The following is a 24,731-nucleotide window of genomic DNA, read 5'->3' as shown; positions in this document are numbered from 1 at the left end:
GACGGCAGATGATGTTCGCACGGAAGCTCGCACTGCTGGTGGTGCTGCTGGCGGGCTTGTTCGGGGCGGGGACCGCGGTGGCGCAGTCGGCTGACGACGTCGACGCCGAGTTCACCGCCATGATGATCCCGCACCACTACCAGGCGATCCTGATGTCCGAGCTGGCCCCGGACCGCGCGGCGGACCCCGCGCTGAAGTCGCTGGCGGACCGCATCCACACCGAGCAGGGCTTGGAGATCAAGATGATGCAGGGCTGGCAGGGGCGCAACGCTCTGCCGGTCACCGACGCGCCGGCGGCGTACGAGCACATGCTCGGCATGCCGGAGATGATCGAGCACATGGGTATGGCCACCCGGGAGGAGATGGAGCAGCTCGCGACGCTGTCCGGGCCCGACTTCGACCGGATGTACCTGGACCTGATGATCCCGCACCACGAGGGCGCGGTCCGGATGCTGCAGGACGTGATCCTGCACGGCAGCGACCAGGAGTTGAACCAGATGGCCCAGGACATGATGTCCTCCCAGAAGGCCCAACTCGCGATCATGCGGGACATGCAGTCCCAGTGACCCGGTGAGCCCGGGCCGTCCCCGACGGCCCGGGCGTAATCCGCTCGTCGCCCCCGCAGTGCTTGCGCGACCATGCTCGACGTGGCTGACTTCGTCCCCGGGCTGGAACTCGCCGAGCGGTTCTACCGGGAAGCAGTCCATCACCTCGACAACACCGACGTCCTCTGCCACCACCCCCACCGCCGAACCTGGCTCCGGTGGGGGTCGTGAGTGCGTAACAGTGTTCCAACACCGTTTCGCACTCACGACCTGGTGGGGGGTGGGGGCGGAGAATGGTGGGGGTTGTTGGTCCAGTGGTGAGGTGGTTGTGCGGAGTGGGTGTGCTCGGTGAGCGTTGGGCCTGAGGTGCTGCGTGGGCTCGTTCGGTGGGCGGGGGCGGCGCCGCGGCTCGGTGGGACGCGGTTGGTGATCATCGATGGGCCGTCGGGGTCAGGCAAGACGTCGTTGGCCGAGCAGCTCGCCGGGGCGTTGACCGCGCAGGTCGTGCACATGGACGACCTCTACGACGGGTGGGACGGGATGCTCACCGGGGTGGACCGGCTCGGCCAGCAGGTGCTCGAGCCGCTGGCCGCCGGGCGGGACGGCCGCTACCAGCGCTACGACTGGTACGCGGGCGAGTACGCCGAGTGGCACGACGTTCCACGTGCTGAGCACCTGGTCGTCGAGGGTTGCGGTGCGGGAGCACGGCGGTTCGACGACCTGAGCACGCTGCTGGTGTGGGTCGAGGCCCCGGACGAAGAGCGGCTGAAGCGCACGTTGGCGCGTGACGGCGCGGACGCGGAGCACCACCTGCGCGCGTGGATGGCCGCCGAGCGCGCCGTCTACCAGGCTGAGGACACGGCGCGCCGGGCGGACGTGCGGCTAGACGGGTGGGGCTCGGTCACCTGGCCCCCGGCAGGTCTGTGAGGGGCGCGGTGGACGAGGAAGTCATCCCGATCTTGCACGTGGCGGATGCCGAGACGGCCGCGACCTGGTACCAGCGGCTGGGGTTCGCCACGCAGCAGGTGCACCGGTTCGAGCCCGGATTCCCCGCGTTCGTCGAGGTCGCGCGCGGGCGGGTGCGGTTGTTCCTGTCCGAGCACAGCGGCGACGCCCGCCCGGACACCCTCGTCTACCTGCGCGTTCGCGATGTCGACGCGGTTGCTGCGGAGTTCTCCGCGACAGTGGTGGAGGCGCCCTGGGCGCGGGAGGTCGAGCTCCGCGACCCGGACGGGAACCGGCTGCGGATCGGCACGCCCGCAGACTGACCTCACCTCGCCAACCGGCCGGCGACCGCGTCCTCCAGCAGGGCGCCGACGGTTTCCTGCGCGCAGGTCCGGTTCGCGCCGATGCCGCCCGACGGTCCGCGCTTGATCCAGCCGACCACGTAGGTGCCCGGCCGGACCCGGCCGCCCTCGTGCGGGACGGTCCCGGTCTCGGCGTCGAAGGGCAGGCCGGGGAGCTCGGTGCCCCGGTAGCCGACCGCGCGGACCACCCGTCCCGCGGCGATCTCCACGTCGCCGGTGACCCGCAGCGCGCGGACCTGCGTGTCGCCGAGGACTTCCAGCGGGGCGGAGTTGAAGCGGAGCACGATGCGGCGCCCGCCGTGCTGCGGGGGCGCGGACCAGTCGATGGCTTCGCGCCGGATTCCCTGGAACAGGGCCGCTTTCCCGCCACGGTCGGCGGACTCGATGGTCGCCGCGACCTGCGGGTCGTGGTCGTCCACGACCAGGTCGACGTCGTCGCGCTGGGTCAGGGCGAGCAGTTCGGGCGAGGTGCAGGCGGCCGCGTCCGGTCCGCGGCGGGCCAGCAGCACCACTTCGCGAACCTTGCTGGAGCGCAGCTGCGCCAGGGCGGCGGGGGAGATCGCGGTGCCCGCCAGGGCCTCCGGGTCGGAGGTGAGGATGCGGGCCACGTCGAGCGCGACGTTGCCGTTGCCGACGACCACGACCCGCTCCGCGGCGAGGTCCAGGGCCTCGGCCGGGACGTCGGGGTGGCCGTTGTACCAGGCCACCACCTCGGTCGCCGGGACGCTGCCGGGAAGGTCCTCGCCGGGGATGCCGAGGCTGCGGGCGGCGGAGGCGCCGACGGCGTAGATCACCGCGTCGTGCTTGGCCGCGAGCTCGTCGGTGCTGACGTCCTTGCCGACCTCGACGCCCAGCCGCATGCGCAACCGCGGGTGGCTGTGGAAGCGGCTGAAGGTCTCGCCGATCTTCTTCGTGGACGGGTGGTCCGGTGCGACCCCGTAGCGCACCAGGCCACCGGCGACCGGCAGCCGGTCGATCAGCGTGACGCGGGAGTTGGTGTGCAGCAGCAGGTCCTCCACCGCGTACATGCCCGCCGGGCCGGTGCCGACCACCGCGACGTCCAGCGGCGCGAAGTCGCTGGGGATGTTGCGGTGGAACACCGGCGGAGCCCAGCGGTGGAAGTTCGGCGCCGGATCGGGCTGCTGCGGGCTGCGGTCCGCGAAGTAAGCGGCGTTGACCTCGGCGTACGGCCGCAGCTGCTTGGTCAACCGCTCCACCGGGAAGATCGCCTCCACCGGGCACGCGTCGGCGCACGCGCCGCAGTCGATGCAGGTGGCCGGGTCGATGTGCAGCATCTCGGTGGTCCCGAAGTCCGGTTCGTCCGGGGTGGGGTGGATGCAGTTGACCGGGCAGACCTTCACGCAGGTCGCGTCGTTGCAGCAGGTCTGGGTGATCGCGTACGGCATGGGGTCGGGAGTCCTTTCGGGATGCAGCGCGCACCGCACGCGCTGCTGCGGGTTCAGGCGCCGCCCGGCGGGGCAACCCCGCTGGCGGGATGCCGGGCGACGCCTGAGGTCCGCGCGACCACGCGAGGTCAGATCAGGTTGGCGCGCTTGTAGAACCAGTGCGAGGCCTTGGTGAGCAGCCCGGCCGAGTTGAGGAACTCCATCAGGCCCGCGCAGCTGGACCGCAGCATGGACTTGTGGTGCTCGTTGGCCTTGGCTTCGCGGACGGCGCGCTTGACGTCCAGACCCGCGTTCTCGTACACCTTCTTGTTCCACATGCTGGTGACGATGAAGTAGGACGCCCCGGCGACCACCACGGCCTGGGCCTGCCGCCGCAACCAGCCCGCCCCCGCGAGCCGGGCCTTGGTCTCCTCGCGGGCGAACTTCATGTGCCGCGACTCCTCCACGACGTGGATGTTGTTCACCGTCCGCACGAACGGCACCACCCGCTCGTCGCGCATCCAGTCGCGCTGCATGACGTCGAGGACCTCCTCGGCGACCAGGATCGCGGCGTAGGCGGCCTCGCCGGAGGCGACCGTCTTGAAGATGCGGCCCAGCTCCACCACCGGGCGGGGCGGCCGGTAGGCGGGGGCGCGCAGCTTGGCGGCGCCGCGGGCGAACATGATGGAGTGGCGGCACTCGTCGGCGATCTCGGTCAGCGCCCACTGGAAGGCCGGGTCGGTCGGGTCCTTGGCGTAGAAGTCCCGCAGCACCATCTGCTGCAGGATCATTTCGAACCAGATGCCGGTGCTGGCCACCGACGCCGCCTCCTGGCGGGTCAGCTCGCGCTGCTGCTCCGGCGTCATCTCCGCCCAGTACGCGGTCCCGTACAGCGTGCTCCACTCGGGACTGGTGCCGTGGTAGTCGGTGTCGAGCGGGGTTTCCCAGTCCACTTCCTTGATCGGGTCGTAGGACAGGGTCTCCGAGGAGCGGAGCAGCCGGTCCGCCATCTCGTGGCGGTCCTCCTGCTGCGGGGTCGGCTCGTCCTTGGTGGTGCTGGTCATGGGGTGCTCCCTGCGGGGTGACGACGGCATCCCCACCCGGTGGGTAGGTGTTACTCGAAGTAACGGCTCCCAGGATCGATGACATCAGCGATCGTGTCAATGGCCATTGGCAAGTTCGGTGGGGTGGCGGGGACTGGTTGGATGTCGGCATGGGGCTCTTCAAGAACAGCGCGGCCGAGCTGGTCGAGATGGCGGTCGAGGCCCGCGCCAAGGGGCGGGTCAGGTTCGTGGCGCGGTTGATCGCGCTGAGCAGCGGCAAGGACGACGCGGTCGACCCGTGGGCGGAGCGGATCGAGGCGATCGAGGCGGCCGGCTGGCGGGTTGAGCACTTCTCCACCGCCGCCAACGACAAGGGCTGCGTGGAGGCTTACGTCCTGTTCGCCCGGGTCTGATCCGCCGCCGTCACCGCATGGGCGGAAAACGGCCCCGCGCCACCGGGAGCCGTGGCACGATCGCGGGCGGAAATCGCGCGGGAGCGCGCTTTGCGACTGGGGAGGTTGCGTTGGCGACCTGGGAAGATCTCGCCGCGTTCGTCCGGGCCGAGTACGCCGTGGCCGAGGACCTGGAGACCGAGACCGAGTACCGCATCATCGAGGACAGCGACGACGAGATCCGGGTGCTCGTCGAGTACGAGGACGACCGCAGCCAGATCGTCATCATCTGCCGCGAGGAGCTCGACGGCCGCGAGGACTGGGTCCAGGTCGTCTCAGTGATCGGCCGCGCGGCGGAGGTGGACCTGCAGAAGCTGCTGTGGGAGCTGGGCCAGGTCTCGGTGGTGTGCGGCGCGGTGATCGTCGGCGAGCACGTCCTGCTCCGCCACTCGGTCCCGCTGCTGAACCTGGACATCAACGAGTTCACCGACCCGCTGAACTTCGTCGCCGAAACAGCCGACCACCTCGAGGAGATGTTCTTCCGCGACGACGACCACTGACGGAGGTGTTGACCTCCACATTGGTGGAGGTTTCAGGATGGGCGCATGACGAGCACGAACGCGCCGATCCTGTTCCGGAACACCATGCGGATCACCGACGGCCACCTCGAGGAGTACAAGGCCGCGATCGGCAAGGCGCTGGACTTCGCCACCGAGCACGGGCCGCAGCTGGCGGTGGAGGTCTTCATCGACGAGGACCGCATGGAGTGCACCAGCTTCCAGCTCTACGCCGACTCCGACGCGGTCCTGCGCCACTGGGAGCTCGCCGACCCCTACATCCAGGGCGTGATGGAGCACTGCGTCGTCCAGGACTTCGAGGTCTTCGGCGATCCGGACGACCGCGTGCGCTCCGGACTGCGCCCGGAGACGAAGTTCACACCGCACCTCGTCGGCTTCCACCGCCTGGGCGGAAGCGCCTGATCCTTCAGGGCAGGGGTGTGGCCCCGGTTGCTGCGAGGGTCACGCCCCAGAGGCGGGCGGCCGAGTCGGGGTTGGTGGCGTGCTCGCGCACGCCGCCCTCGTCCATCGGTTGGTCGGGGGTGGAGGTGCGGGCGACTTCGCAGTCTTCGAGGTAGAGGCCGCCGCGGTCGGCCAGGAGCGGGGAGGTTGCTGCCCACAGGCCGGTGGCGGCGCCTTGGGAGGGCGTTTTGAAGTCGGCGCCGACCACGGTGCCGTGCTCGTCCACCCAGCCCCGGTCGACCTGCTCCTGGAGCGTCATGTCCCGCTGGAGACCGGTGATGATCTTGCCCGGGTGCAGGGCGAACGCCCGCACGCCGTCGCCACGGCCGAGGGCGTCCAGGTGCACCACGAACAGGGCGTTCGCGGTCTTGGCCTGGCCGTAGGCCAGCCACTTGTCGTAGCCGGTGCGGAAGTGCGGGTCGTGCCAGCGGATGCCGGTCAGGGTGTGCCCGGCGGAGCTGTTGACGACGACGCGCGCACCTCCGGCCGCCAGGAGCGGGTAGAGCTCGCAGGTGAGGGCGAAGTGCCCGAAGTGGTTGGCGGCGAGCTGGCCCTCCCAGCCGGGGCCGACGCGCCGCTCCGGGGTGGCCATCACACCCGCGATGGCCATCAGGAGGTCGAGCCGGTCGACGGACTCGCGGATCAGCGCGGCGGCGGCGCGCACGCTGCCGAGGTCGGTCAGGTCCAGCGGGACGACCTCGCAGCCCGCGGTGTCCGCGAGGGCGGCGCGGGCGGTGTCCGGGCGGCGTGCCGGGACGATGACCCGGGCACCGGCGGCCGCCAGGTTCCGGGTGGTCTCCAGGCCGAGCCCGGAGTATCCGCCGGTCACGACAGCCGTCCTGCCGGTGAGGTCGAGCCCGGCCACGACCTCCTCGGCGGTGCTGGCGGCGGTGAAGGGGGAGCCGAGCGGCTGCTGATCAGTCATGCCGCCGAAGCTACGAGCTAGAGCACGCTCTAGATCAAGTCCTAGGCTGGCGGGTATGACGACTGCCGAGTCCTTGAGCATCGGTGACGTGGCCGAGCGGACCGGGCTCAGCGTGCACGCGCTGCGCTTCTACGAGCGCGAAGGCCTGCTGGTCGGGCCGGTCCACCGCACCGCGGGTGGGCGGCGCCGATACACCGCTTCCGACGTGGACTGGCTGCAGATCTGCGTCAAGCTCCGGGAGTCCGGGATGCCGCTGGCCGACCTCAAGCGGTTCGCCGATCTGGTGCGGCGCGGCCCCGGCAACGAGGCGGAGCGGCTGCGGTTGCTCGACGACCACCGCCAGCGCGTCGAAGCGCAGATCGAGGCGCTGGAGGACTGCCGCTCGCTCATCGCGTGGAAGGTCGGCGTCTACGCCGAGCACCTCGCCCGCGGCTCGGCCAGCGGGTTGTGGGACCCGACGAGCCCCGGGTGGTTGTAGGCGCCTCATAACTGCGTGAGCTGGTATGATGCCGGTAGGAGGTGGCCGATGGGGATCGCTGACGACGCCGTGGAGATCCGGGCTCGTGGTTGGCGGACGCTCGCGGCCCTGCACGGGCGGCTCGAGACCGCACTGGAGAAGGCGCTGCAGGCCGAGTGCGGGTTGTCCGTCGTCGAGTACACCGTGCTCGACGCGCTGAGCCGCCAGGACGGGTGGCACATGCGGATGCAGCAGCTCGCCCGCGCCACCGCGTTGAGCAGCAGCGCCACCACCCGGCTGGTCAGCCGGTTGGAAGACCGGGAGCTGCTCACCCGGGTCCTGTGCAAGGACGACCGGCGCGGCATCTACACCGAGCTCACCGACACCGGCCGGGAGCTGTTGGAGAAGGCGCGCCCCACCCACGACGAGGTGCTGGAGAAGTCGCTCGCCGAAGCCTGCGAGGTGCCGGAGCTGGCGCCGCTGGTGACCGCGCTGCACCAGCTGCCGGGCCACTGACCGTGCAGGCGACCTGCGCGACGCTGGCGACGCCGGGCCGGGTGAACGAGGACTACCACGCCGTCGGCCCGGACTGGGCCTTCGTCCTGGACGGCGCGACCGCCCCGTCCGATGTGGACAGCGGCTGCGCGCACGACGTGGCGTGGCTGGTGCACCGCCTCGGCGCCGAGCTCGCCGCTCGGCTCGTGGTGTCGGACCAACCGCTCGCCGACGTGCTGGCCGAAGCGATCGCGGCGACCTGCGCGGCCCACGCGGACACCTGCGACCTGCGGAACCCCTCCAGCCCGTCGTCGACGGTGTCCATCCTGCGCGCGGGTGACGAGGTCGAGTACCTGGTGCTCGCCGACAGCCCGATCGTCTTCGACTCCGGCGCGGTCGTCGACGACCGCCTGGACCACCTGCCCAGCTACACCCAGGAAGCGGTGCGCGACCTGCGCAACCAACCCGGCGGCTTCTGGGTGGCGAGCACGAAGCCGGAAGCGGCCCACGAAGCGTTCCAGGGCACGCTGCGCGACGTCCGCCGAGCGGCCCTGCTCAGCGACGGGGCCTCCCGCTACGTGGAGGAGCTCGGCCTCGGAACCTGGCCAGACCTCCTGGACCTGCTGGAGGAGGAAGGCCCGACCGAACTCCTCGCCCAGGTCCGAGCAGCGGAAGCAGCACGCCCCGAACCCCACCGCAGCAAGCAGCACGACGACGCCACCGCGGTGTACCTGTCGTTCTAGTGCTCTGTTCGAGCGCAAAACGGGCTGAACCGTTCGCAGGGCCCCGCGCAGCCGGTAGTCAATGAGGTGGCGTCGACCGGTGTGCGGAGGGAGTGCGATGAATCAGGATCAACGCACCGTCGTCAAGGTCTTGTCGGTGTTCGGGGCGCTGATCTGGGTCCTGCTCGGGTTGCGCTACGGCTGGCCCGCCTGGCTGTGGATCGCGTTGGTGGTCCTGACGATCGTCGGGCCCTGGGCGGTCAGCTGGTGGCTGTTGGGGCGGGTGGGGCGCAAGCCCGCCCCGCCGGAGGAGGCGCCGGTCGAGCAACCCGCTCCGCCGCAGCCGACCGAGCACCCGGTGGCCAGGACGCCACTGCGCAGCGCGCACCCGGAGTACCGCTTCTCCTTCTCCGCCAAGGTCTTCTGGTACAGCAAACCCGACGCGCCGGGGCTGCCGCACGCCAATCCGGCCGGTCTGGCGGTGGACCTGGTCCTGGAGCAAGCCGGGGAGCTGGTGGCCGAGACCTCGCCCGAGGACGGCGAACTCGCGCAGCACCGGCTGAACGCCCTACTCGGCACACCGCGCTCGGACAAGTCCGGCCACGTGGTCGCCTGGGCCAGCGACGTTCGACTGGTGCTGGCGGAGGCGGATGCGGAGCGGTTGCGGCAGCTGGCCGCCGCGCGCAAGGAGGAAGAGGTCTGGGAGCGCAAGCGGGCGCACGAGCGGAACAAGCGGGCGTACTTCGCCGACGACGTGCTGAAATCGCCGGGCAGCGCGCTGGTGTGGTGGCTCTCGCGCCGCGAGGACGGGGACCTGGACGAGGCTGTGCGGCAGATCAGCAACCTGCGCAAGCTCACCGCCGCCGCGCACGACCGGCGGGTGCCGGACCCGGACAGCGACGAGCCGAACTGGATCCACCCGGTGCACTCGTTCGTCGTGGAGGACTTCGAGGTCGGGGCCGAGCAACACGTCTTCGCCGCCATCGAACGGCTGGCCAGCGGTGACGAGCGGGCGGCGCTCAGCCACCGGTTGGCGGAGGTGTTGGCCGCGCACGGGCACCGCGAGCTGGCGCAGGTCGTGCGCGACCGCTTCGGCGACCGGCAGGAGCTGCCCGGTTCAAGTGCAGCGCTTGGTGAGGGCTAGGGCGTCTTCTGGGGCGTGGGCCTTGATGTCGTTGTCGAAGTAGGCGTAGACGTCGCGGCCCTGCACCTTCGGGGCTGGTGGCGCGACCGTGTGCGGGGTTGTCGGGGACTTGCCCTCGTTCCATTCGCGGATCAGGTGCGCCCAGTGGTCCAGGTCCTCCTCGGTGTAGCCGCTCGCGTAGAGCTCCTCCGCGCCGTGGAAGCGGAGGTAGACGAAATCGCTGGTGACGTCTTCGAGGTGCGGCCAGTCGCCCGCCGCGTCCGCCACCACCAGGCCGATGTCGTGGGCTCGGAGCAGCTCCACCGGTTCCGGGGCGGCGAAGCTGGGGTGGCGGACCTCCAGCGCGTGGCGGAGCGGCCGGTCGGCGTCGGCCTCGGTGAGGGCACGGCCCGCCAGGCGCTCGTCGTGCCTGGCGGCCAGGTCAGCTGCTGCGGCCGTGCTGCGGGGGAGGAGGCCGAAGAACTCCTCCAGGCGGTCGGCGTCGTAGGGCAGCGACGGCGGGAGCTGCCAGAGCAGCGGGCCGAGCTTGGGGCCGAGGGCCAGGAGCCCGCTGGCGAAGAAGTTTGCCAGCGGGGTTCCCGCGTCGCGGAGCTTCTTCATGTGGGTGATGAACCTGCTGCCCTTGACCGCGAACAGGAAGCCGTCCGGGGTTTGCTCGGCCCAGCGGCGGTAGTGCTCAGGGCGCTGCAGGGAATAGAACGACGCGTTGATCTCGGCCGAGCCGAGGCGGTTGGACAGGTACTCCAGCTCGCCGCCGCGGCGCAGGTCGCGCGGGTAGAACGGGCCGTGCCACGGCCCGTAGACCCAGCCGGAGGTGCCGATCCGGACCCGGTGCGGAGTCGATCGAGTGCCCGTCACGTCCCCGGGGTACCCGCCGTGGCACGCGACTTCAATGAGGTGATCTCAGTAAGCGCCCCGACGCATCCCCGGTGTGTCGGGCGCCCGACACACCGGTGGTGCACAGTTTCAGTTGAGACTGTAACCGTCCCACGCCCCTCCGCCGACGCCTCACCACTCTTGCGCGCCCGAAGTGAAGGCGCCCTTCACCGGCTCGGTCGGCGAAGGCGCCCTTGATCAACGCCTGTGATCGGCGCGGGGTGTCGGTGGAAGCGGTTTCGGCACTCACCCGGGGTTACAGTTTCAGTTGAAACTGTGAATCATCTGGCGACTCGCCTGTGCGGGCCCGGTGAGATCACCTCAATGGAATTTGGACGTCTGATTTCAACGGAGCTCGAGGCGCCCCCGGCGCGGTCCCGGTGTGCCGGGGTCCCGACGCGCAGAGACGTGCAGCTTTCGAGCAGAACCGCAGCTCCTCGTGCCGTGGAGGCATCTTGCAGTGGGCCCTGGGGAACCGCAGTTTCAATTGAAACTGCGATCTGGCGTGGCTGTGGGGCGCAGTTTCAATTGAAACTGCGGTTCGTCATGGGGGCGGGGTGCAGGTTCAGTGGGAACTGTGGTTGTGGGTGGGGGATTCGGGTTCGGCGAGGGTTTGGGGGTGGAGGGTGACTGGGAGGGTTCGGAGGCCTCGGTTCCGGAAGGAGTTGCGCCACTGGAGCTCGGGTTCTGGGACTGCCAGGGCGAGGTTCGGGAAGCGGGTGAGGAGCGTGTTCAGGCCGACCTCTGCCTCCATGCGGGCCAGGGCCGCGCCGAGGCAGTAGTGCGGGCCGTGGCCGAAGGCCAGGTGCGGGTTGTCCGCGCGGTCGAGGTCCAGGAGTTCCGGGTTCGGGTAGCGGTCGGTGTCGTGGTGCGCCGAGACCAGGGACAGCAGGACGGTTTCGCCCGCCGGGATGGTTGCGCCGCCAAGCACCACGTCCTGCTTCGGGAACCGGCGGATGGCCAGCTGGGGAGGCGGGTCGAAGCGCAGCAGTTCGTCCACAGTGGTCGGTGTGACCCCTTGGCGGGCGCGGGCCAGGGCCGCCGGGTTGGTCAGCAGCGCGACCAGGCCGTTGCCCAGCAGGTTCACCGTGTTCTCGTACCCGGCGAACAGCACCAGGAACGCCGCCGAGGTCAGCTCGTCCTCGGTCAGCCGGTCCGCCTCGTCGCGCAGCTCGACCAGCGTGCTCAGCAAGTCCGGGCCGGGGTTGGCGCGCTTCGCCGCGATCAGGTCGAGCAGGTAGCGGTGCAGGGCGGTGAGGGAGTCGCGGGCCTGCTCGGGGGACTCCGGGGCGAGCATGCCGTCGGTCCAGGCGCGGAAGTCCGGGCGGTCGGCTTCGCCGACGCCGAGCAGCTCGCAGATCACCGCGATCGGCAGCGGTCCACAGTAGGCGGGCATCAGGTCGACCTCGTCGGCGAGCTCGTCCAACAGGGCGTCGGCGAGCTGCTGGACGCGGGGGCGCAGCGGTTCGATGCGGCGCGGGGCGAAGGCCTTGCCGATGATCCGCCGCAGCCTGGTGTGCTCCGGGGCGTCCATGTTCAGCAGGTTCGCGTCCAGCGCGGGTGGCAGCGAGAAGCCCCGGTAGCCGCCGGTGGAGTGCGCCTTGTCCAGCGACAGCCGGGGGTCGGCCAGCGCCGCCCGGACGTCGGCGTAGCGCGTGACCAGCCAGATCGACGTGCCGTCGGGGGCGGTGGCGCGGTGTACCGGGCCCTGCTCGCGGAGGCGGGCGTAGGTGGCGCGCGGTTCGGTGACGAAGGCGGAGTCGATCTCGATCACGTCCCGGCAACCTACCCGAGTTGTGGGGCAGGTGCGCCAGACCGTCCCGCAGCGTTCCACCGCGCGTAACCCGCAGCCGAGGGCTGCTCCACCTGTCCTCCGCACGCTGACCGCGCAACTTCGCGATCGGAGGACCTGCATGTGCAACGTTTCCCGGCGGCTGCTGGCCGTCCTCGCCTGCGCGGTGCTGCCGCTCGAGCTCACCGCCTGCGGCCCGAGCGCCGCCAGCGACCAGGGCGGGGCGCGCAACCCGGACGAGCTGGTGTTCGCCTCCATCCCGACGGAGGACGCCACCAGCCTGGAGCAGGAGTTCGAGCCGCTGGTCGACATGCTGGAGCAGGAGACCGGCAAGCGAATCGGGTGGAGAAGGCCACCGACTACGCCGCGGTCATCGAGGGCCAGCGCACCGGCAAGATCGACGTCGCCATGTACGGGCCGCTGTCCTACGTGGTGGCGCGCAACAGCGGGGTGCGGATCACGCCGGTCGGCGCGCAGGTCGAGGCACCGGGCACCGCGCCCGGCTACCGGGCCTACGGGCTGGTGCGGGCGGATTCGCCGATCCAGCGCATCGAGGACTTCCGCGGTGCGCAGGTGTCCGGCGCCTGGCGACCCGGGTCGTGGGGATGGCCGACGGCCGGATCACCCGCTCCGCAAGGCCGAGGAGGTGCTGGCGGCGTGAGTCCAGGGGGTCGTGAGTGCGTAACAGTGTTCTAGCCCTGTTTGGCGCTCACGAGGGTGTGTGGGGGTCGTGAGTGCGTAACAGTGTTCCAGCCCCGTTTCGCGCTCACGAGGGTGTGTGGTGCGGGGGTGGTCGCGGCATGAGCAGCGCTGTCGGGATCAGGACCTGGACCTTGGGTGCCATTCCGCAGGACTACGTGCTGGGGCACGTGCGTGCGATGCTGTCGGACCGGGTCACCGACGACAGCCGGATCGTGGTGCGCGGCGGGCGGATCGAGGCCGTCGAGGACCACCCGGCCGGTGCGTCCTGCGATGTCGACGGTGGCGGGTTGCTGTGCATCCCCGGGCTGATCGACGTGCACAGCGACGCGCTGGAGCGGGAACGCGCGCCGCGCCCCTCGGCCGTGCTGCCGTGGGACTTCGCGCTGCTGTCGATGAAGGGCAAGTTGACCGCGGCCGCGGTCACGACGGTGTTCCAGCACAAGACCGCGCGCGAAACGAGTCGCAGGAGTTGATCAGGGGCTTCCGGGAAAAACCCTGATACCCCGCCGCACCCTGGTCGCGAAGACTGGTCGGTGTCGGCAGCCGAGCGGCGGTCGACGCGATCCGAATTCACCACGAGAAGGAGAATGCGTGGCTTTCACGCAGGGCAGCGGTGCCTCGGTGCCACGGGGTGCCCCTGCCACGGTGCAGGTGACGCCCAACCCGACGACCGAGCGGGGGCAGGAGGTGACGATCACCGGGCACTGCGGCGGTGGTACCGGGCTGCGGGCCGTCGTCAGCGGTGTCGACGGGCGGCCGGTGCTGGAGGACGTCGAGATCATCGAGTCCGGGCCGGAGCGCTTCGAGGCCAGGGCGAAGCTCCGCGGGACGGTCGGCAACGGGGTGGGGCCCGTGCTGGTCGACTGCGGTGGGGAGGCGGGCGTGACCCTGCTCGTCACCCACGCGTCGGACAACCCGGCCTGACACCAGCGCGAACATCGGGCTCGACGGCGGCGGGGCGAGGGCGGACCTCGCCGCCACTCCCGGGGATGTGCGCAGCACCGCGGCGCGGCCAACGCGACTCCAGTGGGGTTCGGACGTCTGATTCCCATTGAAATCGCGGGGGAAGGTGCTGGAGGGGGAACCGCGAGGGCACCCGCGACGAGGTCGCGGGTGCCCTCGTCCCGTCATGCGCTGCGGGCCGCGGCGGCCTCCAGCGCTCTGCGCACCAGGACCTCCGCCAGGTGCTTGCGGTAGTCCGCGCTGGCGCTCGCCTGGTCCGGCGGCGAGGTGCCCTCCGCCGCCCGCTCCGCGGCTTCGGCCGGGCTCGCACCGCTCGCCAAGGCCTCCTCGACGCCGCGCGCCCGCATCGGCGCCGGGCCCATGTTCACCAGCGCGACGCGGTCGCCCGCGACGGCCACGCCGACCACCGCCCAGTCGATCGCCCGCTTGGTGAACTTCTGGAAGTCCCAGCCCTGCCGCGGGTTCTTCGTCACCCGGATCTCGACCAGCAGCTCGTCCTCGCCGAGCGCCGTCTCGAAGAAGTCGGTGAAGAACTCCGTCGCCGGGATCTCCCGGGTGCCGGACGGACCCTGCGCGACCAGCACCGCGTCCAGCGCCAGCGCCACCGCGGGCAGGTCCGAGGCCGGGTCGCCGTGCACCAGCGAGCCGCCGATGGTGCCGCGGTGGCGGACCTGAGGGTCGCCGATGGTGCCTGCCGCGTGCGCCAGCAGCGGGACCTCCCGCTGCAGCAGCTCGGAGTGCTCCAGGTCGTGGTGCCGGGTCAGCGCGCCGATGCGGACCTCGTCGCCGTCCTCGCGCACGTAGGACAGCTCGCGCAGGCCGCCGAGGTCGATCAGCACCTCCGGCACCGACAGCCGCAGCTTCATCAGCGGCAGCAGCGAGTGCCCACCGGCCAGCAGCTTCGCGTCGTCGCCGTGCTCGGCGAGCAGGCTCAGCGCCTCCTCGACGGAACCGGCCTTCCGGTAGGTGAACGCGGCAGGGATCATTCCGCGGCCCCCTGCTTCTCCGCCGCCGCGCTCAGCACGGCTTCGACGATGTTGTGGTAGCCGGTGCAGCGGCAGAGGTTGCCCTCCAGCCCGGCGCGCACCTCGGCTTCGGTCGGGTTCGGGTTCTCCTCGACCAGCGACACCGAGGCCATCACCATGCCCGGGGTGCAGAACCCGCACTGCAGGCCGTGCTTCTGCTGGAAGGCGCGCTGCACCGGGTGCAGCTCCTCGCCGTCGGCGAGGCCCTCGATGGTGGTCACCTCGTGCCCGTCGGCCTGCGCGGCCAGCACGGTGCACGACTTGACCGACTCGCCGTCGAGCAGCACCGTGCACGCGCCGCAGGAGGTGGTGTCGCACCCGATGTTGGTGCCGGTCAGCCCGCAGTCGTCCCGCAGGTAGTGCACGAGCAGGGTGCGGTCCTCGACCTCGTGGCTGCGCTGCTCGCCGTTGACGTTGATCGAAACTTGCACGAACGAACTCCTCAGAACCTGTCGCGGGTCGGGGTCATGCCTCGTTGATCGCGCGCCACACCCGTTCGGGTGTGGTCGGCATGTCGATGTGCCGGACGCCGAGGTGGGCCACCGCGTCCACCACCGCGTTCTGCACCGCGGGGGTCGAACCAATGGTGCCCGCTTCGCCGATCCCCTTCACGCCCAACGGGTTGAGCGTCGTCGGGGTTTCCATCGTGAGCAGCTCGAAGCTGGGCAGCTCGGCGGCGGTGATGAAGGCGTAGTCGGCGAGGTTGGCGTTCTGCGGGTTGCCGTCGGCGTCGTAGGTGACCTCCTCCAGCAGCGCCTGCGCCGCGCCCTGGGCGATGCCGCCGTGGCGCTGGCCCTCGGTGAGCACGGGGTTGATGATCACGCCCGCGTCGTCGACCGTCACGTGCCGGAGGTAGTCCACCTTGCCCGTCTCGGTGTCCACTTCGACCACCGCGAGGTGCGAGCCGAACGGGAAGGTCGGCCGGTCCTCGGTGAAGTGCACGTCGGCGGCCAGCCCGTCCTCGGCCTTGGCTGCCAGCTCCGCCCAGGACAGCGCGACGTTGGGCGTGCCGCGAACCTGCCACCTGCCCTCGGCGAGCTCCAGGTCGGCCTCGTCGATCTCGATCAGCTCGGCGGCCAGCTTGCGCGCCTTGTCCTTGACGTCCACCGCGGCCCGGTGCACCGCCGACCCGCCGAGCTGCAGCGACCGCGAGCCCATGGTGCCCACGCCTTCGGGGATCAGGTCGGTGTCGCCGTGCACGACCTCGATCTTGTCCAGGTCGATGCCCAGCTGGTCGGACACCAGCATCGCGTAGGAGGTCCAGTGGCCCTGCCCGTGCGGGGAGCTGCCGGTGAGCACCAGGACGCTGCCGTCCGGGCGGATCTCCACGTGCCCGGTCTCGCCCTCGGTGTTGTTCGGCGCGGTGATCTCCACGTAGCTGGCCAGCCCGATGCCGAGCTGGCGGGTGCTGCCCTCGGCCCGGCGCTTGGCCTGCTCCGCGCGCAGCGCCTGGTAGTCGGCGGCTTCCAGCACCGCGTCCAGGCCCTTGACGTACTCGCCGGTGTCGTAGGTCATCCCGCCCGGCGTCTTGTACGGGAACTGCTCGGGCCGCACCAGGTTGCGCCGCCGGACCTCGGCCGGGTCCATGCCGATCTCGGCGGCGAACAGGTCCACCGCCCGCTCGACCGCCGCGGTCGCCTCCGGCCGTCCCGCGCCGCGGTAGGCGCCGATCGGGGTGGTGTTGGTGACCACCGCGCGGGCCCGCGAGCGCACCTGCGGGATGTCGTAGACGCCGCTGACCATGAACCGGGTGAACAGCGGCAGGAAGGCGCCCATCCGCGGGTAGGCGCCGACGTCCTGCACGATGTCGAGCTGGTAGGCCTGCACCGTCCCGTCGCGGCGACCGCCGATGGTCACCACGTGCCGCTGCGCGCGGCCGTGGGTCATCGCGACCAGGTTCTCGCTGCGGTTCTCCACCCACTTGACCGGGCGCTCGACGCGCTTGGCCAGGAACGCCAGCAGCGCGGCCTCCTGCTCGACACCGATCTTGGCGCCGAACCCGCCGCCCACGTCGGGGGTGATCACCCGGACCTGCTCGCGCGGCAGCCCGAGGTTGGCCATCAGCGCGTCGCGGCAGCTCTGCGCGTTCTGGTTGGACAGCCACAGGGTGACCTTCTCGCCGCTCCAGGCGCAGGCCGCGGTGCGCACCTCCAGCGGCGCGGCGGCCACCCGCTGGTTCTCGACCTGCTCGCGCACCACCACTTCGCAGTCGTCGAACAGCGAGTCGTCCAGCTCCCCGCTGGTGCCGGTGACGTTGGTACCGGCCTCGGGGAACAGCAGGACCTCGTCGCGCAGCGCGTCGTCGACGTCGACCACGGCGTCCAGCGGGTCGTAGTCGACGGACACCGCCTCGGCGGCGTCCTCGCCCTGGGCGCGGGTTTCGGTGACCACCGCGGCCACCGGTTCCCCGACGTAGCGCACCACGTCGCGGGCCAGGTGCGGCCGCTCCATCGCCGCCGGGGGTGGGCCGCTGATGCCGCTGTCCGGCGGGAACGCCGGGAGGTCGACGTCCGCACCGGTGAACACGCCGACCACGCCCGGCAGCGCGCGGGCCTCCTCGGTGTCGATCTCGGTGATCCTGGCGTGCGCCAGCGGGCTGCGCACGAAGGTCACGTGCAGCGCCCCGTTCAGCTCGGGCTCGCGCAGGTCGTCGACGTAGGTCCCGCCGGCGGTGAGAAGGCGCGGGTCTTCACGGCGTTCGACCCGGGTGCCGAGAATGCTCAATGCTGCCTCGCAGTCGCAGACGATCAGTTTCGGGAACCGACTCGTGAGTCTGTAGGTGCGGATGCTGATCCACAAGACTCGCCACGACTTTGCCGCCGGTCGGTTCCCGACGCCACGACTGCTAGCCGCGCCCGAAGACCTGCTCCGCCTCGCGGATGGTGCGCACCGTGGCTTCGTGCGACCCCGCGCCCTCGGGCATCAGCAGCACCCGGCCGACGCCCAGTGCCGCCACCCGGTCGGCCAACTGTCGGCGGCACTCGGCCACATCACCCGCGATGTGGCAGCCGGTGAGCCGCTCGGCCGCGGCCACCGCCTGCTCGGCCGTCGGCACCGGGCGCTCGACCAGCGGCCTGCCGGACTGCGCGATCTGCCGCTCGATCTCCGCTATCCCGGTGGTCAGCAGCTGCTCGGCGGTCGCCGTGTCGTCGGCGGTGGCGAAGTACGACGAGTCGATGTTGTCCCGCGGATCCAGCTGGTGCCCGTGCTCGGCCGCCGCCGCGGCGTGCGCGTCGAGCACCGCGCGCTTGGTGGGCACGTCGATGAACGGGCTGAGCAGCACGGGAACCCCGTGGCGCCCGGCCAGCCGTGCGGACTCCGGCGAGGACGACGCCAGCACGAACGGCACCCGGCGGGCCGGTGGTTCCGGCGTGATCGCGACCTCGTCGAACTCGTACCGCCCGCCGCCGCCCTTCGCCCGCCCCTGCCGCAGGGCCTGGTCGAGCAGCGCCACGGGTTCGGTGATGTCGCGGAACCCGGCCATGCCGGTGCCGAAGACCTCTTGGTCCACCAGCGGCTGGCCGCGCCCGACGCCGAGCGTGAAGCGGTCGCCGGAGAGGTGCTGGAGCACCGAGGTCTGCTCGGCCAGTGCCAGCGGGTGGTGGTTGGGCAGCACGCACACGGCCGTGCCGACGTGCAGGTCCGTGCGGCCGAGCAGGAACCCCGCCATCGCCAGGGCGGCGGAGTTGAGCACCCGGGGGTTGAAGTGGTGCTCGGTCGTCCAGACCTCGTGCCAGCCGTGCCGCTCGGCCTCGCGGGCGTGGTCGAGCGCCCGGTCGAAGGTCTCGCGGGTGTCGGCGGTGCCGAACGAGTCGGTGAACAGGACGAGTCCGTACTGGGTCATGGTCTGCCTCCTTTTTCGTCTTCGGTACGAAAAATTAGCAGCGGATGTCGGAGCAGTCGAGCGGCTGGGTTAGGTTGAGCGCGTGACCACGCCGAACACCCCGCGCCGCCGGGGCCGCCCACCGAAGCTGACCCGCGAGGCGGTGCTCGCGGCAGCCCTGGAGGTCCTCGACGAATCCGGCCACGGAGGGCTCTCCATGCGCGCGGTGGCCGACCGGCTCGGCGTCGGGAAGATGAGCCTCTACCACCACGTGGCCGACAAGGCGCAGATGGAGCGGCTGGTCATCGAGCGGCTGATGGCCGAGCTCCCGGTCCCGGACGCCGAGCTGCCCTGGCGCGAGCGGGTCAGCGCGCTGGCGCGCAGCGTCCGGTCGCTGGTCATCCGCCGCCCCAACGCGACCCCGCTGGTCGCGCTCCGGGAGTACAGCGACCCGGCGTCGCTGCGGCTGCCGGAGGCGCTGATGCGCGCGCTGCACGACGCGGGGCTGCGCGGCACCGCGCTGGTCGGCGCATCGCGCCTGGTCTTCAGCTACGCGATCGGCTACGCCCAGATCGACCTGGTCGCGCCGGGTGAGGCCACCTCGCCGATGGCGTCCCTGCCGGAGGCGGACTTCCCGCACATCGTGGCGGGCGCGCGGGCCACCCGCGGGCTGAGCTTCGATGACCAGTTCGAGCTGGGGTTGCAGCCGCTGCTCGCCGGATTGGCCGCGATGGCGGCGGGCTGAGGGCCCCACGCGGGGGAACCTCGCCGAGATCACGAGTGTGGCACTTGTCACACTTCCCTGTTCGGGGCAGAGTCGGTGCCGTACCGAGCCACCACCAGTCGGAAGAGGTGCACGCCGATGGCCACGACCACCGAACTGGCCGAACTCCACCGCCTGCTGGCGCAGCTGCGCAGCAGCGTCGGCGCCCTGCGCGCCCGCTACGGGGACGCCCCGGCCGTGCGTCGCCTGCACAACGATGTGGAACGCCTGGACATCGACGTCGCCGACCTCTCCAGCGCCATGCCCGCCCAGCGGCGCGGCGCCGAGTCCGACGACGTCGTGGTGGTCCCCGACACCCCCTACGACCCCTCGCTGTGGCGCGACGCCGACGACGAGGGCTTGGGTGGTCGGGCCCCCCAGTGACCGGCGGCCGCTCGCCCCGGTTGCACCGGTTTGGGGACTTCCTGGCCCCGCGCTGCTGATCCACAATGAGCGACCTCAGGTGAGCACCGCCGGACAAACCACGACAACGAGGTCTGCGAATGTCCGCTCCCCCCACCGCCACCGGTCGGGCACGCATCTCCGTGCGAACCCTGCGCACCGACCGCTGGTGGTTGCCCCCGCTGGTCACCTTCCTCGCGCTGCTGGCCTTCGTGGTCTACGGCGTGATCCGCACCTTCATGAACCAGTGGTACTGGGTCCCCGACTACCACTACCTGGCGCCGTTCTACTCGCCGTGCCTGTCGGTCGCGTGCGTGCCGGGCGCCAGCCACTGGGGTCAGCCCGCCCCCGACCTGGGGCCGCTCGTGCCGCCGCCGATCTTCGTGCTGCCGTTCGTCCTCGGCTTCCGGCTGACCTGCTACTACTACCGGAAGGCCTACTACCGGTCGTTCTGGGCCTCGCCCCCGGCGTGCGCGGTCAGCGAACCGCACCGCCGCTACACCGGTGAGACCCGCTTCCCGCTGATCATGCAGAACGTGCACCGCTACTTCTTCTACGCGGCGCTGGTCGTGGCGGCGGTGCTCAGCTACGACACGGTGATCGCGTTCCGCGGCGCCGACGGCGGCTTCGGCATCGGGCTGGGCAGCCTGCTCATGGTGGTCAACGTGCTGCTGCTGTGGGCCTACACGCTGTCCTGCCACTCCTGCCGCCACCTGATCGGCGGTCGGATCAACCACTTCTCGAAGCACCCGGTGCGCTACTGGTTCTGGACCAAGGTCACCTGGCTCAACGGCAAGCACATGCTGCTGGCCTGGTCGTCGCTGGTCTCGGTGGCCCTCGTGGACCTCTACGTGATGCTGGTCGCCAGCGGCGCGTTCCCCGACCCCAGGCTGTTCAACTAGAAGGACGTCGATGGTGGAGATCGAACGGCACGAGTACGACGTGGTCGTGATCGGCGCCGGTGGCGCAGGCCTGCGCGCGGCGATCGAGACGCGGTCGCAGGGCCTGCGCACCGCCGTGGTGTGCAAGTCGTTGTTCGGCAAGGCGCACACGGTGATGGCCGAGGGCGGCATCGCCGCCTCGATGGGCAACGTCAACTCCCGCGACGGCTGGCAGGTGCACTTCCGCGACACCATGCGCGGCGGGAAGTTCCTGAACAACTGGCGGATGGCCGAGCTGCACGCGCGCGAAGCACCGCAGCGGGTGTGGGAGCTGGAGACCTACGGCGCGCTGTTCGACCGCACCCCGGACGGTCGGATCAGCCAGCGCAACTTCGGCGGCCACGAGTACCCGCGGCTGGCGCACGTCGGTGACCGCACCGGACTGGAGCTGATCCGCACCCTGCAGCAGAAGATCGTTTCGCTGCAGCAGGAGGACCACGCGGCCACCGGTGACTACGAGTCCAGGATCAAGGTGTTCCAGGAGTGCACGGTCACCGAGCTGCTCAAGGACGACGGCCGGATCGCCGGCGCGTTCGGGTACTGGCGGGAGTCCGGGCGGTTCGTGCTGTTCGAGGCCCCGGCGGTGATCGTGGCGACCGGCGGCATCGGCAAGTCCTTCAAGGTCACCTCCAACTCCTGGGAGTACACCGGGGACGGTCACGCGCTGGCGATGCGCGCCGGGGCGTCGCTGATCAACATGGAGTTCGTCCAGTTCCACCCGACGGGCATGGTGTGGCCGCCGAGCGTGAAGGGCATCCTGGTCACCGAATCGGTGCGCGGCGACGGCGGGGTGCTGCGCAACTCTGAGGGTCGGCGGTTCATGTTCGACTACATCCCCGAGGTGTTCAAGGACAACTACGCCGATGACGAGGCCGAGGCGGACCGCTGGTACGACGACCCGGACAACAACCGCCGCCCGCCCGAGCTGCTGCCCCGCGACGAGGTGGCGCGGGCGATCAACAACGAGGTCAAGGAGGGCCGCGGGTCCGAGCACGGCGGCGTGTACCTGGACGTGGCGACCCGCCTGCCCGCGGAGCAGATCACCAAGCGGCTGCCCTCGATGTACCACCAGTTCCGGGAACTGGCCGATGTGGACATCACCGCGGAGCCCATGGAGGTCGGCCCGACCTGCCACTACGTGATGGGCGGGGTCGAAGTGGACCCGGACACCGCGGCCTCCCGGGTGCCGGGCCTGTTCGCGGCGGGCGAGGTGGCCGGTGGCATGCACGGCTCCAACCGCCTGGGCGGCAACTCGCTGTCCGACCTGCTGGTCTTCGGCCGCCGCGCGGGCACCGGAGCCGCCGGGTACGTGTCCGGGCTGGGCATCCGCCCGAGCATCGCGAAGTCCGATGTGGGCGCAGCGGCCGGGCGGGCGCAGGACCCGTTCACCGCCTCGGCCGAACCGGTGGGGGAGAACCCGTACTCGCTGCACGCCGAACTCCAGCAGGTGATGAACGACCTGGTCGGGATCATCCGCCGGGGTGCGGAGGTGCGGCAGGCCCTGGAGCGGCTGCGCGACCTCAAGGACCGCGCGCAGCACCTGGCAGTGGAGGGCAACCGCCAGTTCAACCCCGGCTGGCACCTCGCCCTCGACCTGCGGAACATGCTGCTGGTCAGCGAGTGCGTGGCCCGCGCGGCACTGCTGCGCACCGAGAGCCGCGGCGGCCACACCCGCGACGACCACCCGGCGATGGACGCGAAGTGGCGCCGCAAGCTGCTGGTCTGCGAGCTGGTGGCCAACCACGTCGAGGTGACCGAGCAGCCGCAGCCGCCGATGCGCGGCGACCTGCTGGAGCTGTTCAAGCTGGAAGAGCTGCGCAAGTACTACACCGAAGAAGAGCTCGCGGACGTCCGGGTTGGGGAGATCTGATGGGGTACCAGGCGCACTTCCGGGTCTGGCGCGGCACCGCGGACGGCGGGCTGCGCGACTACACGGTGGAGGTCCACGAGGGCGAGGTGGTGCTCGACATCATCCACCGGCTGCAGGCCACCCAGTGCCCGGACCTGGCGGTGCGGTGGAACTGCAAGGCGGGCAAGTGCGGCTCGTGCTCGGCGGAGATCAACGGCCGCCCCCGCCTGATGTGCATGACCCGGATGTCCACCTTCGACCGCTCGGAAACCATCACGGTCACCCCGATGCGCACCTTCCCGCTGGTCAAGGACCTGGTCACGGACGTGTCCTACAACTACACCAAGGCCCGCGAGGTCCCGTCGTTCCAACCGCCCGCGGACCTGGAACCGGGCGAGTACCGGATGCAGCAGGTGGACGTCCAGCGCTCGCAGGAGTTCCGCAAGTGCATCGAGTGCTTCCTCTGCCAGAACACCTGCCACGTGATCCGCGACCACGACGACAACAAGGAGTCCTTCTCCGGCCCCCGCTTCCTGATGCGGGTGGCGGAACTGGAGATGCACCCCCTCGACGAGGCGGAGAACCGCCCGGAGGAGGCCAGGGGCGACCACGGCCTGGGCTACTGCAACATCACGAAGTGCTGCACGGACGTCTGCCCGGAGAACATCCACATCACGGACAACGCCCTGATCCCCCTCAAGGAACGCCTGGCGGACCACCGCTACGACCCCCTCCTCCGCCTCTTCCGCAAGCCCAAGGACTGACCCCCCGGGCTGGAGGTCAGGAACGGCTTCCAGCCAAGGCGTTGGCCAGCCGTTCCACCTCGTCATCTGTGATGGGTTGGAGGTGGGCCAATGAGTTGCGCACGTCCAAGAGGCTGAACAGCAGCTCGTTGTCGGCACGCGGAAGCCGGACCCTCTTGTTCGCGACTGCCCAAGCCATGGCTCCGAGTTCCAGCACTGATCTGCGGGGTGGTTGGCTTGCGACCCCCCGTGGTCGCTCCTGCTGGGTCACGTCGGCCAGCACGGCCCGCGAAGCTCGATCCCGGAAGACCTGTTCGACCCGTCCGCGGTACTCGTCCAAGATGGGCATGAGGGCCCTGTTCTGGCCACGCCAGATCATCGCGTCCAGCCCGGTGCCGGTCCGCTTCGGACGATGTGCTGTGGGACTGACGCGAACCTGGTGCTCCCACAGATCGGCCATCCCGAGCCGCCACGCGCGACGCAGCTCGTACGGCGGTCGGTTACCGCCACGACGCGGCAGTTCGCCACCTAGCTGGAACTCACCCCCGAACTCGCGTGCTGAAACTTCGATGCTGTCGCCGAGGGACGAGACGAGCCCGTCCCACGAGATCGCGAGGTACTCGGCCAGCCGCAGATCTGGACCAGCGACCTCGGTGATCACGTCGATGGCAACCAACTCGCGCAGCGCGCTCACGTGGCTCGTGGAACCAGAACTGCCGAACCTCGGACGTGCGGTTGCCACGACGACCGCGGTGTCCAGCCTGCCCACAACTCCCCACCACCACCGGATGCGGGTGGTCATCTGGTCGAGGCGGTCCCATGTGGCCAGGGGCAGGTCCCGCTCACGGGTGGCGAGCAGCAGGCGTGGGCGGTGCGCTGGAGGCAGTCCTTCCTCTTTCACGAGTGAGGTGAGCCGTACCAGCACCTCCGCCAGCGAGTCCCGGTCCCGCTCGCGCCAACCACACACCACGAGGACTTTGCCGCGCAGCTGTGGTTCGGTGACGATCGCGCGGATCTCATCGGGATGCTCGTCGGTGTTCAGGTCGAGGAGTTGCACGATCCTCTCCGTGACCGAAGTCGTTCGCGGACTCACGGTGATGGCCACAGGGGAGGGCGAGGCGTCGAAACTCGGTAGACCGCTGAACGTGTCTTGCGCCCACCTGGGTAGGTCACTCCTCGGTTGAGCAGCACGGATGGGTGGGACGGCTGCTGCCGCCCCACCGATGTGCGCTCCATGCGGCTCCGGAACGTGCAAGCTGTCGTGGTCGTTCGCCAGCTCGTCCAGCAATTCGTCGGCAAAGCCGTTCGCAACGAACTCGTCCGGCATCAGCCAGACACAGCTCAGGCCCTCGTCCAGATCATTGCTGATGGACTCCAAGTGCTTGCGAGGGCCGGGGAGGGTCAACAAGCTCCACCGC

General features: G+C 70.6%; 29 protein-coding genes. 19 read left to right on the top strand and 10 right to left on the bottom strand.

Annotated features, from left to right (window positions below; genetic code table 11):
* Nucleotides 1-8: 8 nt before the first annotated feature.
* The 4 genes from ABT324_RS05340 (at nucleotide 9) to ABT324_RS05325 (ending at nucleotide 1,813) form a co-directional block, all read left to right on the top strand.
* Nucleotides 9-566 carry a DUF305 domain-containing protein gene (locus ABT324_RS05340; protein WP_351171993.1) on the top strand — a complete coding sequence of 186 codons (558 nt, stop codon included), beginning with the start codon at nucleotides 9-11 and terminating at the stop codon, nucleotides 564-566.
* 81 nt (nucleotides 567-647) lie between these two features.
* Entirely contained in the window at nucleotides 648-776 is a 129-nt protein-coding gene (locus tag ABT324_RS05335; RefSeq protein ID WP_351171990.1) for a hypothetical protein, read from the top strand.
* Nucleotides 777-971: 195 nt separating this feature from the next.
* On the top strand, nucleotides 972-1,472 hold the full coding sequence (locus ABT324_RS05330; RefSeq protein WP_351171987.1) for a uridine kinase family protein: 501 nt from the start codon (nucleotides 972-974) through the stop codon (nucleotides 1,470-1,472).
* Between the two features lie 8 nt (nucleotides 1,473-1,480).
* On the top strand, nucleotides 1,481-1,813 hold the full coding sequence (locus tag ABT324_RS05325; RefSeq protein WP_351171984.1) for a glyoxalase superfamily protein: 333 nt from the start codon (nucleotides 1,481-1,483) through the stop codon (nucleotides 1,811-1,813).
* 2 nt (nucleotides 1,814-1,815) lie between these two features.
* Here ABT324_RS05325 and ABT324_RS05320 read toward each other — a convergent pair whose 3' ends face one another.
* Nucleotides 1,816-3,258: an FAD-dependent oxidoreductase gene (locus ABT324_RS05320; protein ID WP_351171981.1), complete on the bottom strand. Its 1,443-nt coding sequence runs from the start codon at nucleotides 3,256-3,258 to the stop codon at nucleotides 1,816-1,818.
* A 128-nt stretch (nucleotides 3,259-3,386) separates the two neighbouring features.
* On the bottom strand, nucleotides 3,387-4,301 hold the full coding sequence (locus ABT324_RS05315; protein WP_351171978.1) for an AurF N-oxygenase family protein: 915 nt from the start codon (nucleotides 4,299-4,301) through the stop codon (nucleotides 3,387-3,389).
* A 149-nt stretch (nucleotides 4,302-4,450) separates the two neighbouring features.
* Between ABT324_RS05315 and ABT324_RS05310 the strand changes: the two genes are divergently transcribed.
* From ABT324_RS05310 to ABT324_RS05300, 3 genes are all read left to right on the top strand, one after another.
* Nucleotides 4,451-4,693: a hypothetical protein gene (locus ABT324_RS05310; RefSeq protein WP_351171975.1), complete on the top strand. Its 243-nt coding sequence runs from the start codon at nucleotides 4,451-4,453 to the stop codon at nucleotides 4,691-4,693.
* 110 nt (nucleotides 4,694-4,803) lie between these two features.
* The gene (locus ABT324_RS05305; protein ID WP_502949698.1) at nucleotides 4,804-5,232 is read left to right on the top strand and encodes a hypothetical protein; all 429 of its coding nucleotides are present in this window, start codon (nucleotides 4,804-4,806) and stop codon (nucleotides 5,230-5,232) included.
* Nucleotides 5,233-5,277: 45 nt separating this feature from the next.
* Nucleotides 5,278-5,652 carry a hypothetical protein gene (locus ABT324_RS05300; protein WP_351171973.1) on the top strand — a complete coding sequence of 125 codons (375 nt, stop codon included), beginning with the start codon at nucleotides 5,278-5,280 and terminating at the stop codon, nucleotides 5,650-5,652.
* Nucleotides 5,653-5,656: 4 nt separating this feature from the next.
* Here ABT324_RS05300 and ABT324_RS05295 read toward each other — a convergent pair whose 3' ends face one another.
* A complete protein-coding gene (locus ABT324_RS05295; protein WP_351171970.1) occupies nucleotides 5,657-6,616 on the bottom strand; it encodes an SDR family NAD(P)-dependent oxidoreductase in 960 nt (319 codons plus the stop codon).
* A gap of 55 nt (nucleotides 6,617-6,671) precedes the next feature.
* On the opposite strand from ABT324_RS05295, the gene ABT324_RS05290 reads away from it, so the two are divergent.
* From ABT324_RS05290 to ABT324_RS05275, 4 genes are all read left to right on the top strand, one after another.
* Nucleotides 6,672-7,094 carry a MerR family transcriptional regulator gene (locus tag ABT324_RS05290; RefSeq protein ID WP_351171967.1) on the top strand — a complete coding sequence of 141 codons (423 nt, stop codon included), beginning with the start codon at nucleotides 6,672-6,674 and terminating at the stop codon, nucleotides 7,092-7,094.
* 48 nt (nucleotides 7,095-7,142) lie between these two features.
* Complete coding sequence (locus ABT324_RS05285) at nucleotides 7,143-7,589, top strand: MarR family winged helix-turn-helix transcriptional regulator (RefSeq protein WP_351171964.1); 447 nt, start codon at nucleotides 7,143-7,145, stop codon at nucleotides 7,587-7,589.
* Between the two features lie 41 nt (nucleotides 7,590-7,630).
* Nucleotides 7,631-8,311 carry a protein phosphatase 2C domain-containing protein gene (locus ABT324_RS05280; protein WP_351171961.1) on the top strand — a complete coding sequence of 227 codons (681 nt, stop codon included), beginning with the start codon at nucleotides 7,631-7,633 and terminating at the stop codon, nucleotides 8,309-8,311.
* Between the two features lie 97 nt (nucleotides 8,312-8,408).
* On the top strand, nucleotides 8,409-9,434 hold the full coding sequence (locus ABT324_RS05275; RefSeq protein ID WP_351171958.1) for a hypothetical protein: 1,026 nt from the start codon (nucleotides 8,409-8,411) through the stop codon (nucleotides 9,432-9,434).
* Here ABT324_RS05275 and ABT324_RS05270 read toward each other — a convergent pair.
* Both ABT324_RS05270 and ABT324_RS05265 read right to left on the bottom strand, forming a co-directional pair.
* Nucleotides 9,408-10,292, bottom strand: a complete 885-nt coding sequence (locus ABT324_RS05270; protein ID WP_351171955.1) for a DUF72 domain-containing protein — start codon at nucleotides 10,290-10,292, stop codon at nucleotides 9,408-9,410. The two genes, ABT324_RS05275 and ABT324_RS05270, sit on opposite strands and share 27 nt — an antisense overlap.
* A gap of 583 nt (nucleotides 10,293-10,875) precedes the next feature.
* The gene (locus ABT324_RS05265; protein ID WP_351171952.1) at nucleotides 10,876-12,084 is read right to left on the bottom strand and encodes a cytochrome P450 family protein; all 1,209 of its coding nucleotides are present in this window, start codon (nucleotides 12,082-12,084) and stop codon (nucleotides 10,876-10,878) included.
* Between the two features lie 360 nt (nucleotides 12,085-12,444).
* On the opposite strand from ABT324_RS05265, the gene ABT324_RS05260 reads away from it, so the two are divergent.
* From ABT324_RS05260 to ABT324_RS05250, 3 genes are all read left to right on the top strand, one after another.
* Nucleotides 12,445-12,798, top strand: coding sequence for a PhnD/SsuA/transferrin family substrate-binding protein (locus ABT324_RS05260; RefSeq protein ID WP_351171949.1), 354 nt, complete (start codon nucleotides 12,445-12,447; stop codon nucleotides 12,796-12,798).
* 104 nt (nucleotides 12,799-12,902) lie between these two features.
* Complete coding sequence (locus ABT324_RS05255; protein ID WP_351171946.1) at nucleotides 12,903-13,277, top strand: amidohydrolase family protein; 375 nt, start codon at nucleotides 12,903-12,905, stop codon at nucleotides 13,275-13,277.
* Between the two features lie 118 nt (nucleotides 13,278-13,395).
* Complete coding sequence (locus tag ABT324_RS05250) at nucleotides 13,396-13,728, top strand: hypothetical protein (protein ID WP_351171943.1); 333 nt, start codon at nucleotides 13,396-13,398, stop codon at nucleotides 13,726-13,728.
* A gap of 203 nt (nucleotides 13,729-13,931) precedes the next feature.
* On the opposite strand, the gene ABT324_RS05245 is transcribed toward ABT324_RS05250, so the two are convergent.
* From ABT324_RS05245 to ABT324_RS05230, 4 genes are all read right to left on the bottom strand, one after another.
* Complete coding sequence (locus tag ABT324_RS05245) at nucleotides 13,932-14,753, bottom strand: FAD binding domain-containing protein (protein WP_351171940.1); 822 nt, start codon at nucleotides 14,751-14,753, stop codon at nucleotides 13,932-13,934.
* Nucleotides 14,750-15,223: a (2Fe-2S)-binding protein gene (locus ABT324_RS05240; RefSeq protein WP_351171937.1), complete on the bottom strand. Its 474-nt coding sequence runs from the start codon at nucleotides 15,221-15,223 to the stop codon at nucleotides 14,750-14,752. Before ABT324_RS05240 ends, ABT324_RS05245 begins: the two co-directional genes overlap by 4 nt.
* 34 nt (nucleotides 15,224-15,257) lie before the next feature.
* Nucleotides 15,258-17,516 carry a xanthine dehydrogenase family protein molybdopterin-binding subunit gene (locus ABT324_RS05235; RefSeq protein WP_351171934.1) on the bottom strand — a complete coding sequence of 753 codons (2,259 nt, stop codon included), beginning with the start codon at nucleotides 17,514-17,516 and terminating at the stop codon, nucleotides 15,258-15,260.
* 121 nt (nucleotides 17,517-17,637) lie between these two features.
* The gene (locus tag ABT324_RS05230) at nucleotides 17,638-18,636 is read right to left on the bottom strand and encodes an LLM class flavin-dependent oxidoreductase (protein WP_351171931.1); all 999 of its coding nucleotides are present in this window, start codon (nucleotides 18,634-18,636) and stop codon (nucleotides 17,638-17,640) included.
* A gap of 82 nt (nucleotides 18,637-18,718) precedes the next feature.
* Between ABT324_RS05230 and ABT324_RS05225 the strand changes: the two genes are divergently transcribed.
* From ABT324_RS05225 to ABT324_RS05205, 5 genes are all read left to right on the top strand, one after another.
* On the top strand, nucleotides 18,719-19,360 hold the full coding sequence (locus ABT324_RS05225) for a TetR/AcrR family transcriptional regulator (protein WP_351171928.1): 642 nt from the start codon (nucleotides 18,719-18,721) through the stop codon (nucleotides 19,358-19,360).
* Between the two features lie 117 nt (nucleotides 19,361-19,477).
* Nucleotides 19,478-19,762, top strand: a complete 285-nt coding sequence (locus ABT324_RS05220; RefSeq protein WP_351171925.1) for an Rv0250c family protein — start codon at nucleotides 19,478-19,480, stop codon at nucleotides 19,760-19,762.
* A 119-nt stretch (nucleotides 19,763-19,881) separates the two neighbouring features.
* A complete protein-coding gene (gene sdhC / locus ABT324_RS05215) occupies nucleotides 19,882-20,682 on the top strand; it encodes a succinate dehydrogenase subunit SdhC (protein ID WP_351171921.1) in 801 nt (266 codons plus the stop codon).
* 10 nt (nucleotides 20,683-20,692) lie between these two features.
* Nucleotides 20,693-22,591, top strand: a complete 1,899-nt coding sequence (locus ABT324_RS05210) for a fumarate reductase/succinate dehydrogenase flavoprotein subunit (RefSeq protein ID WP_351171918.1) — start codon at nucleotides 20,693-20,695, stop codon at nucleotides 22,589-22,591.
* Entirely contained in the window at nucleotides 22,591-23,334 is a 744-nt protein-coding gene (locus ABT324_RS05205; protein ID WP_351171915.1) for a succinate dehydrogenase/fumarate reductase iron-sulfur subunit, read from the top strand. Before ABT324_RS05210 ends, ABT324_RS05205 begins: the two co-directional genes overlap by 1 nt.
* Nucleotides 23,335-23,350: 16 nt before the next feature.
* Here ABT324_RS05205 and ABT324_RS05200 read toward each other — a convergent pair whose 3' ends face one another.
* Entirely contained in the window at nucleotides 23,351-24,718 is a 1,368-nt protein-coding gene (locus ABT324_RS05200) for a hypothetical protein (RefSeq protein ID WP_351171912.1), read from the bottom strand.
* Nucleotides 24,719-24,731 lie beyond the last annotated feature (13 nt).

The sequence above is a fragment of the Saccharopolyspora sp. NPDC000359 genome, assembly GCF_040300525.1.
GTDB lineage: Bacteria > Actinomycetota > Actinomycetes > Mycobacteriales > Pseudonocardiaceae > Saccharopolyspora.
Note: the sequence above shows the minus strand (reverse complement) of the source record. Positions and strands in the feature narration are given on the sequence as shown.

Excerpts from the sequence above, each read along its gene's own strand:
- sdhC (WP_351171921.1), top strand. The coding sequence starts at position 19,882 with ATGTCCGCTCCCCCCACCGCCACCGGTCGGGCACGCATCTCCGTGCGA.
- ABT324_RS05230 (WP_351171931.1), bottom strand. The coding sequence starts at position 18,636 with ATGACCCAGTACGGACTCGTCCTGTTCACCGACTCGTTCGGCACCGCC.
- ABT324_RS05315 (WP_351171978.1), bottom strand. The coding sequence starts at position 4,301 with ATGACCAGCACCACCAAGGACGAGCCGACCCCGCAGCAGGAGGACCGC.
- ABT324_RS05295 (WP_351171970.1), bottom strand. The coding sequence starts at position 6,616 with ATGACTGATCAGCAGCCGCTCGGCTCCCCCTTCACCGCCGCCAGCACC.
- ABT324_RS05275 (WP_351171958.1), top strand. The coding sequence starts at position 8,409 with ATGAATCAGGATCAACGCACCGTCGTCAAGGTCTTGTCGGTGTTCGGG.
- ABT324_RS05300 (WP_351171973.1), top strand. The coding sequence starts at position 5,278 with ATGACGAGCACGAACGCGCCGATCCTGTTCCGGAACACCATGCGGATC.
- ABT324_RS05245 (WP_351171940.1), bottom strand. The coding sequence starts at position 14,753 with ATGATCCCTGCCGCGTTCACCTACCGGAAGGCCGGTTCCGTCGAGGAG.
- ABT324_RS05340 (WP_351171993.1), top strand. The coding sequence starts at position 9 with ATGATGTTCGCACGGAAGCTCGCACTGCTGGTGGTGCTGCTGGCGGGC.
- ABT324_RS05290 (WP_351171967.1), top strand. The coding sequence starts at position 6,672 with ATGACGACTGCCGAGTCCTTGAGCATCGGTGACGTGGCCGAGCGGACC.
- ABT324_RS05205 (WP_351171915.1), top strand. The coding sequence starts at position 22,591 with ATGGGGTACCAGGCGCACTTCCGGGTCTGGCGCGGCACCGCGGACGGC.
- ABT324_RS05210 (WP_351171918.1), top strand. The coding sequence starts at position 20,693 with ATGGTGGAGATCGAACGGCACGAGTACGACGTGGTCGTGATCGGCGCC.
- ABT324_RS05320 (WP_351171981.1), bottom strand. The coding sequence starts at position 3,258 with ATGCCGTACGCGATCACCCAGACCTGCTGCAACGACGCGACCTGCGTG.
- ABT324_RS05310 (WP_351171975.1), top strand. The coding sequence starts at position 4,451 with ATGGGGCTCTTCAAGAACAGCGCGGCCGAGCTGGTCGAGATGGCGGTC.
- ABT324_RS05255 (WP_351171946.1), top strand. The coding sequence starts at position 12,903 with ATGAGCAGCGCTGTCGGGATCAGGACCTGGACCTTGGGTGCCATTCCG.
- ABT324_RS05285 (WP_351171964.1), top strand. The coding sequence starts at position 7,143 with ATGGGGATCGCTGACGACGCCGTGGAGATCCGGGCTCGTGGTTGGCGG.
- ABT324_RS05220 (WP_351171925.1), top strand. The coding sequence starts at position 19,478 with ATGGCCACGACCACCGAACTGGCCGAACTCCACCGCCTGCTGGCGCAG.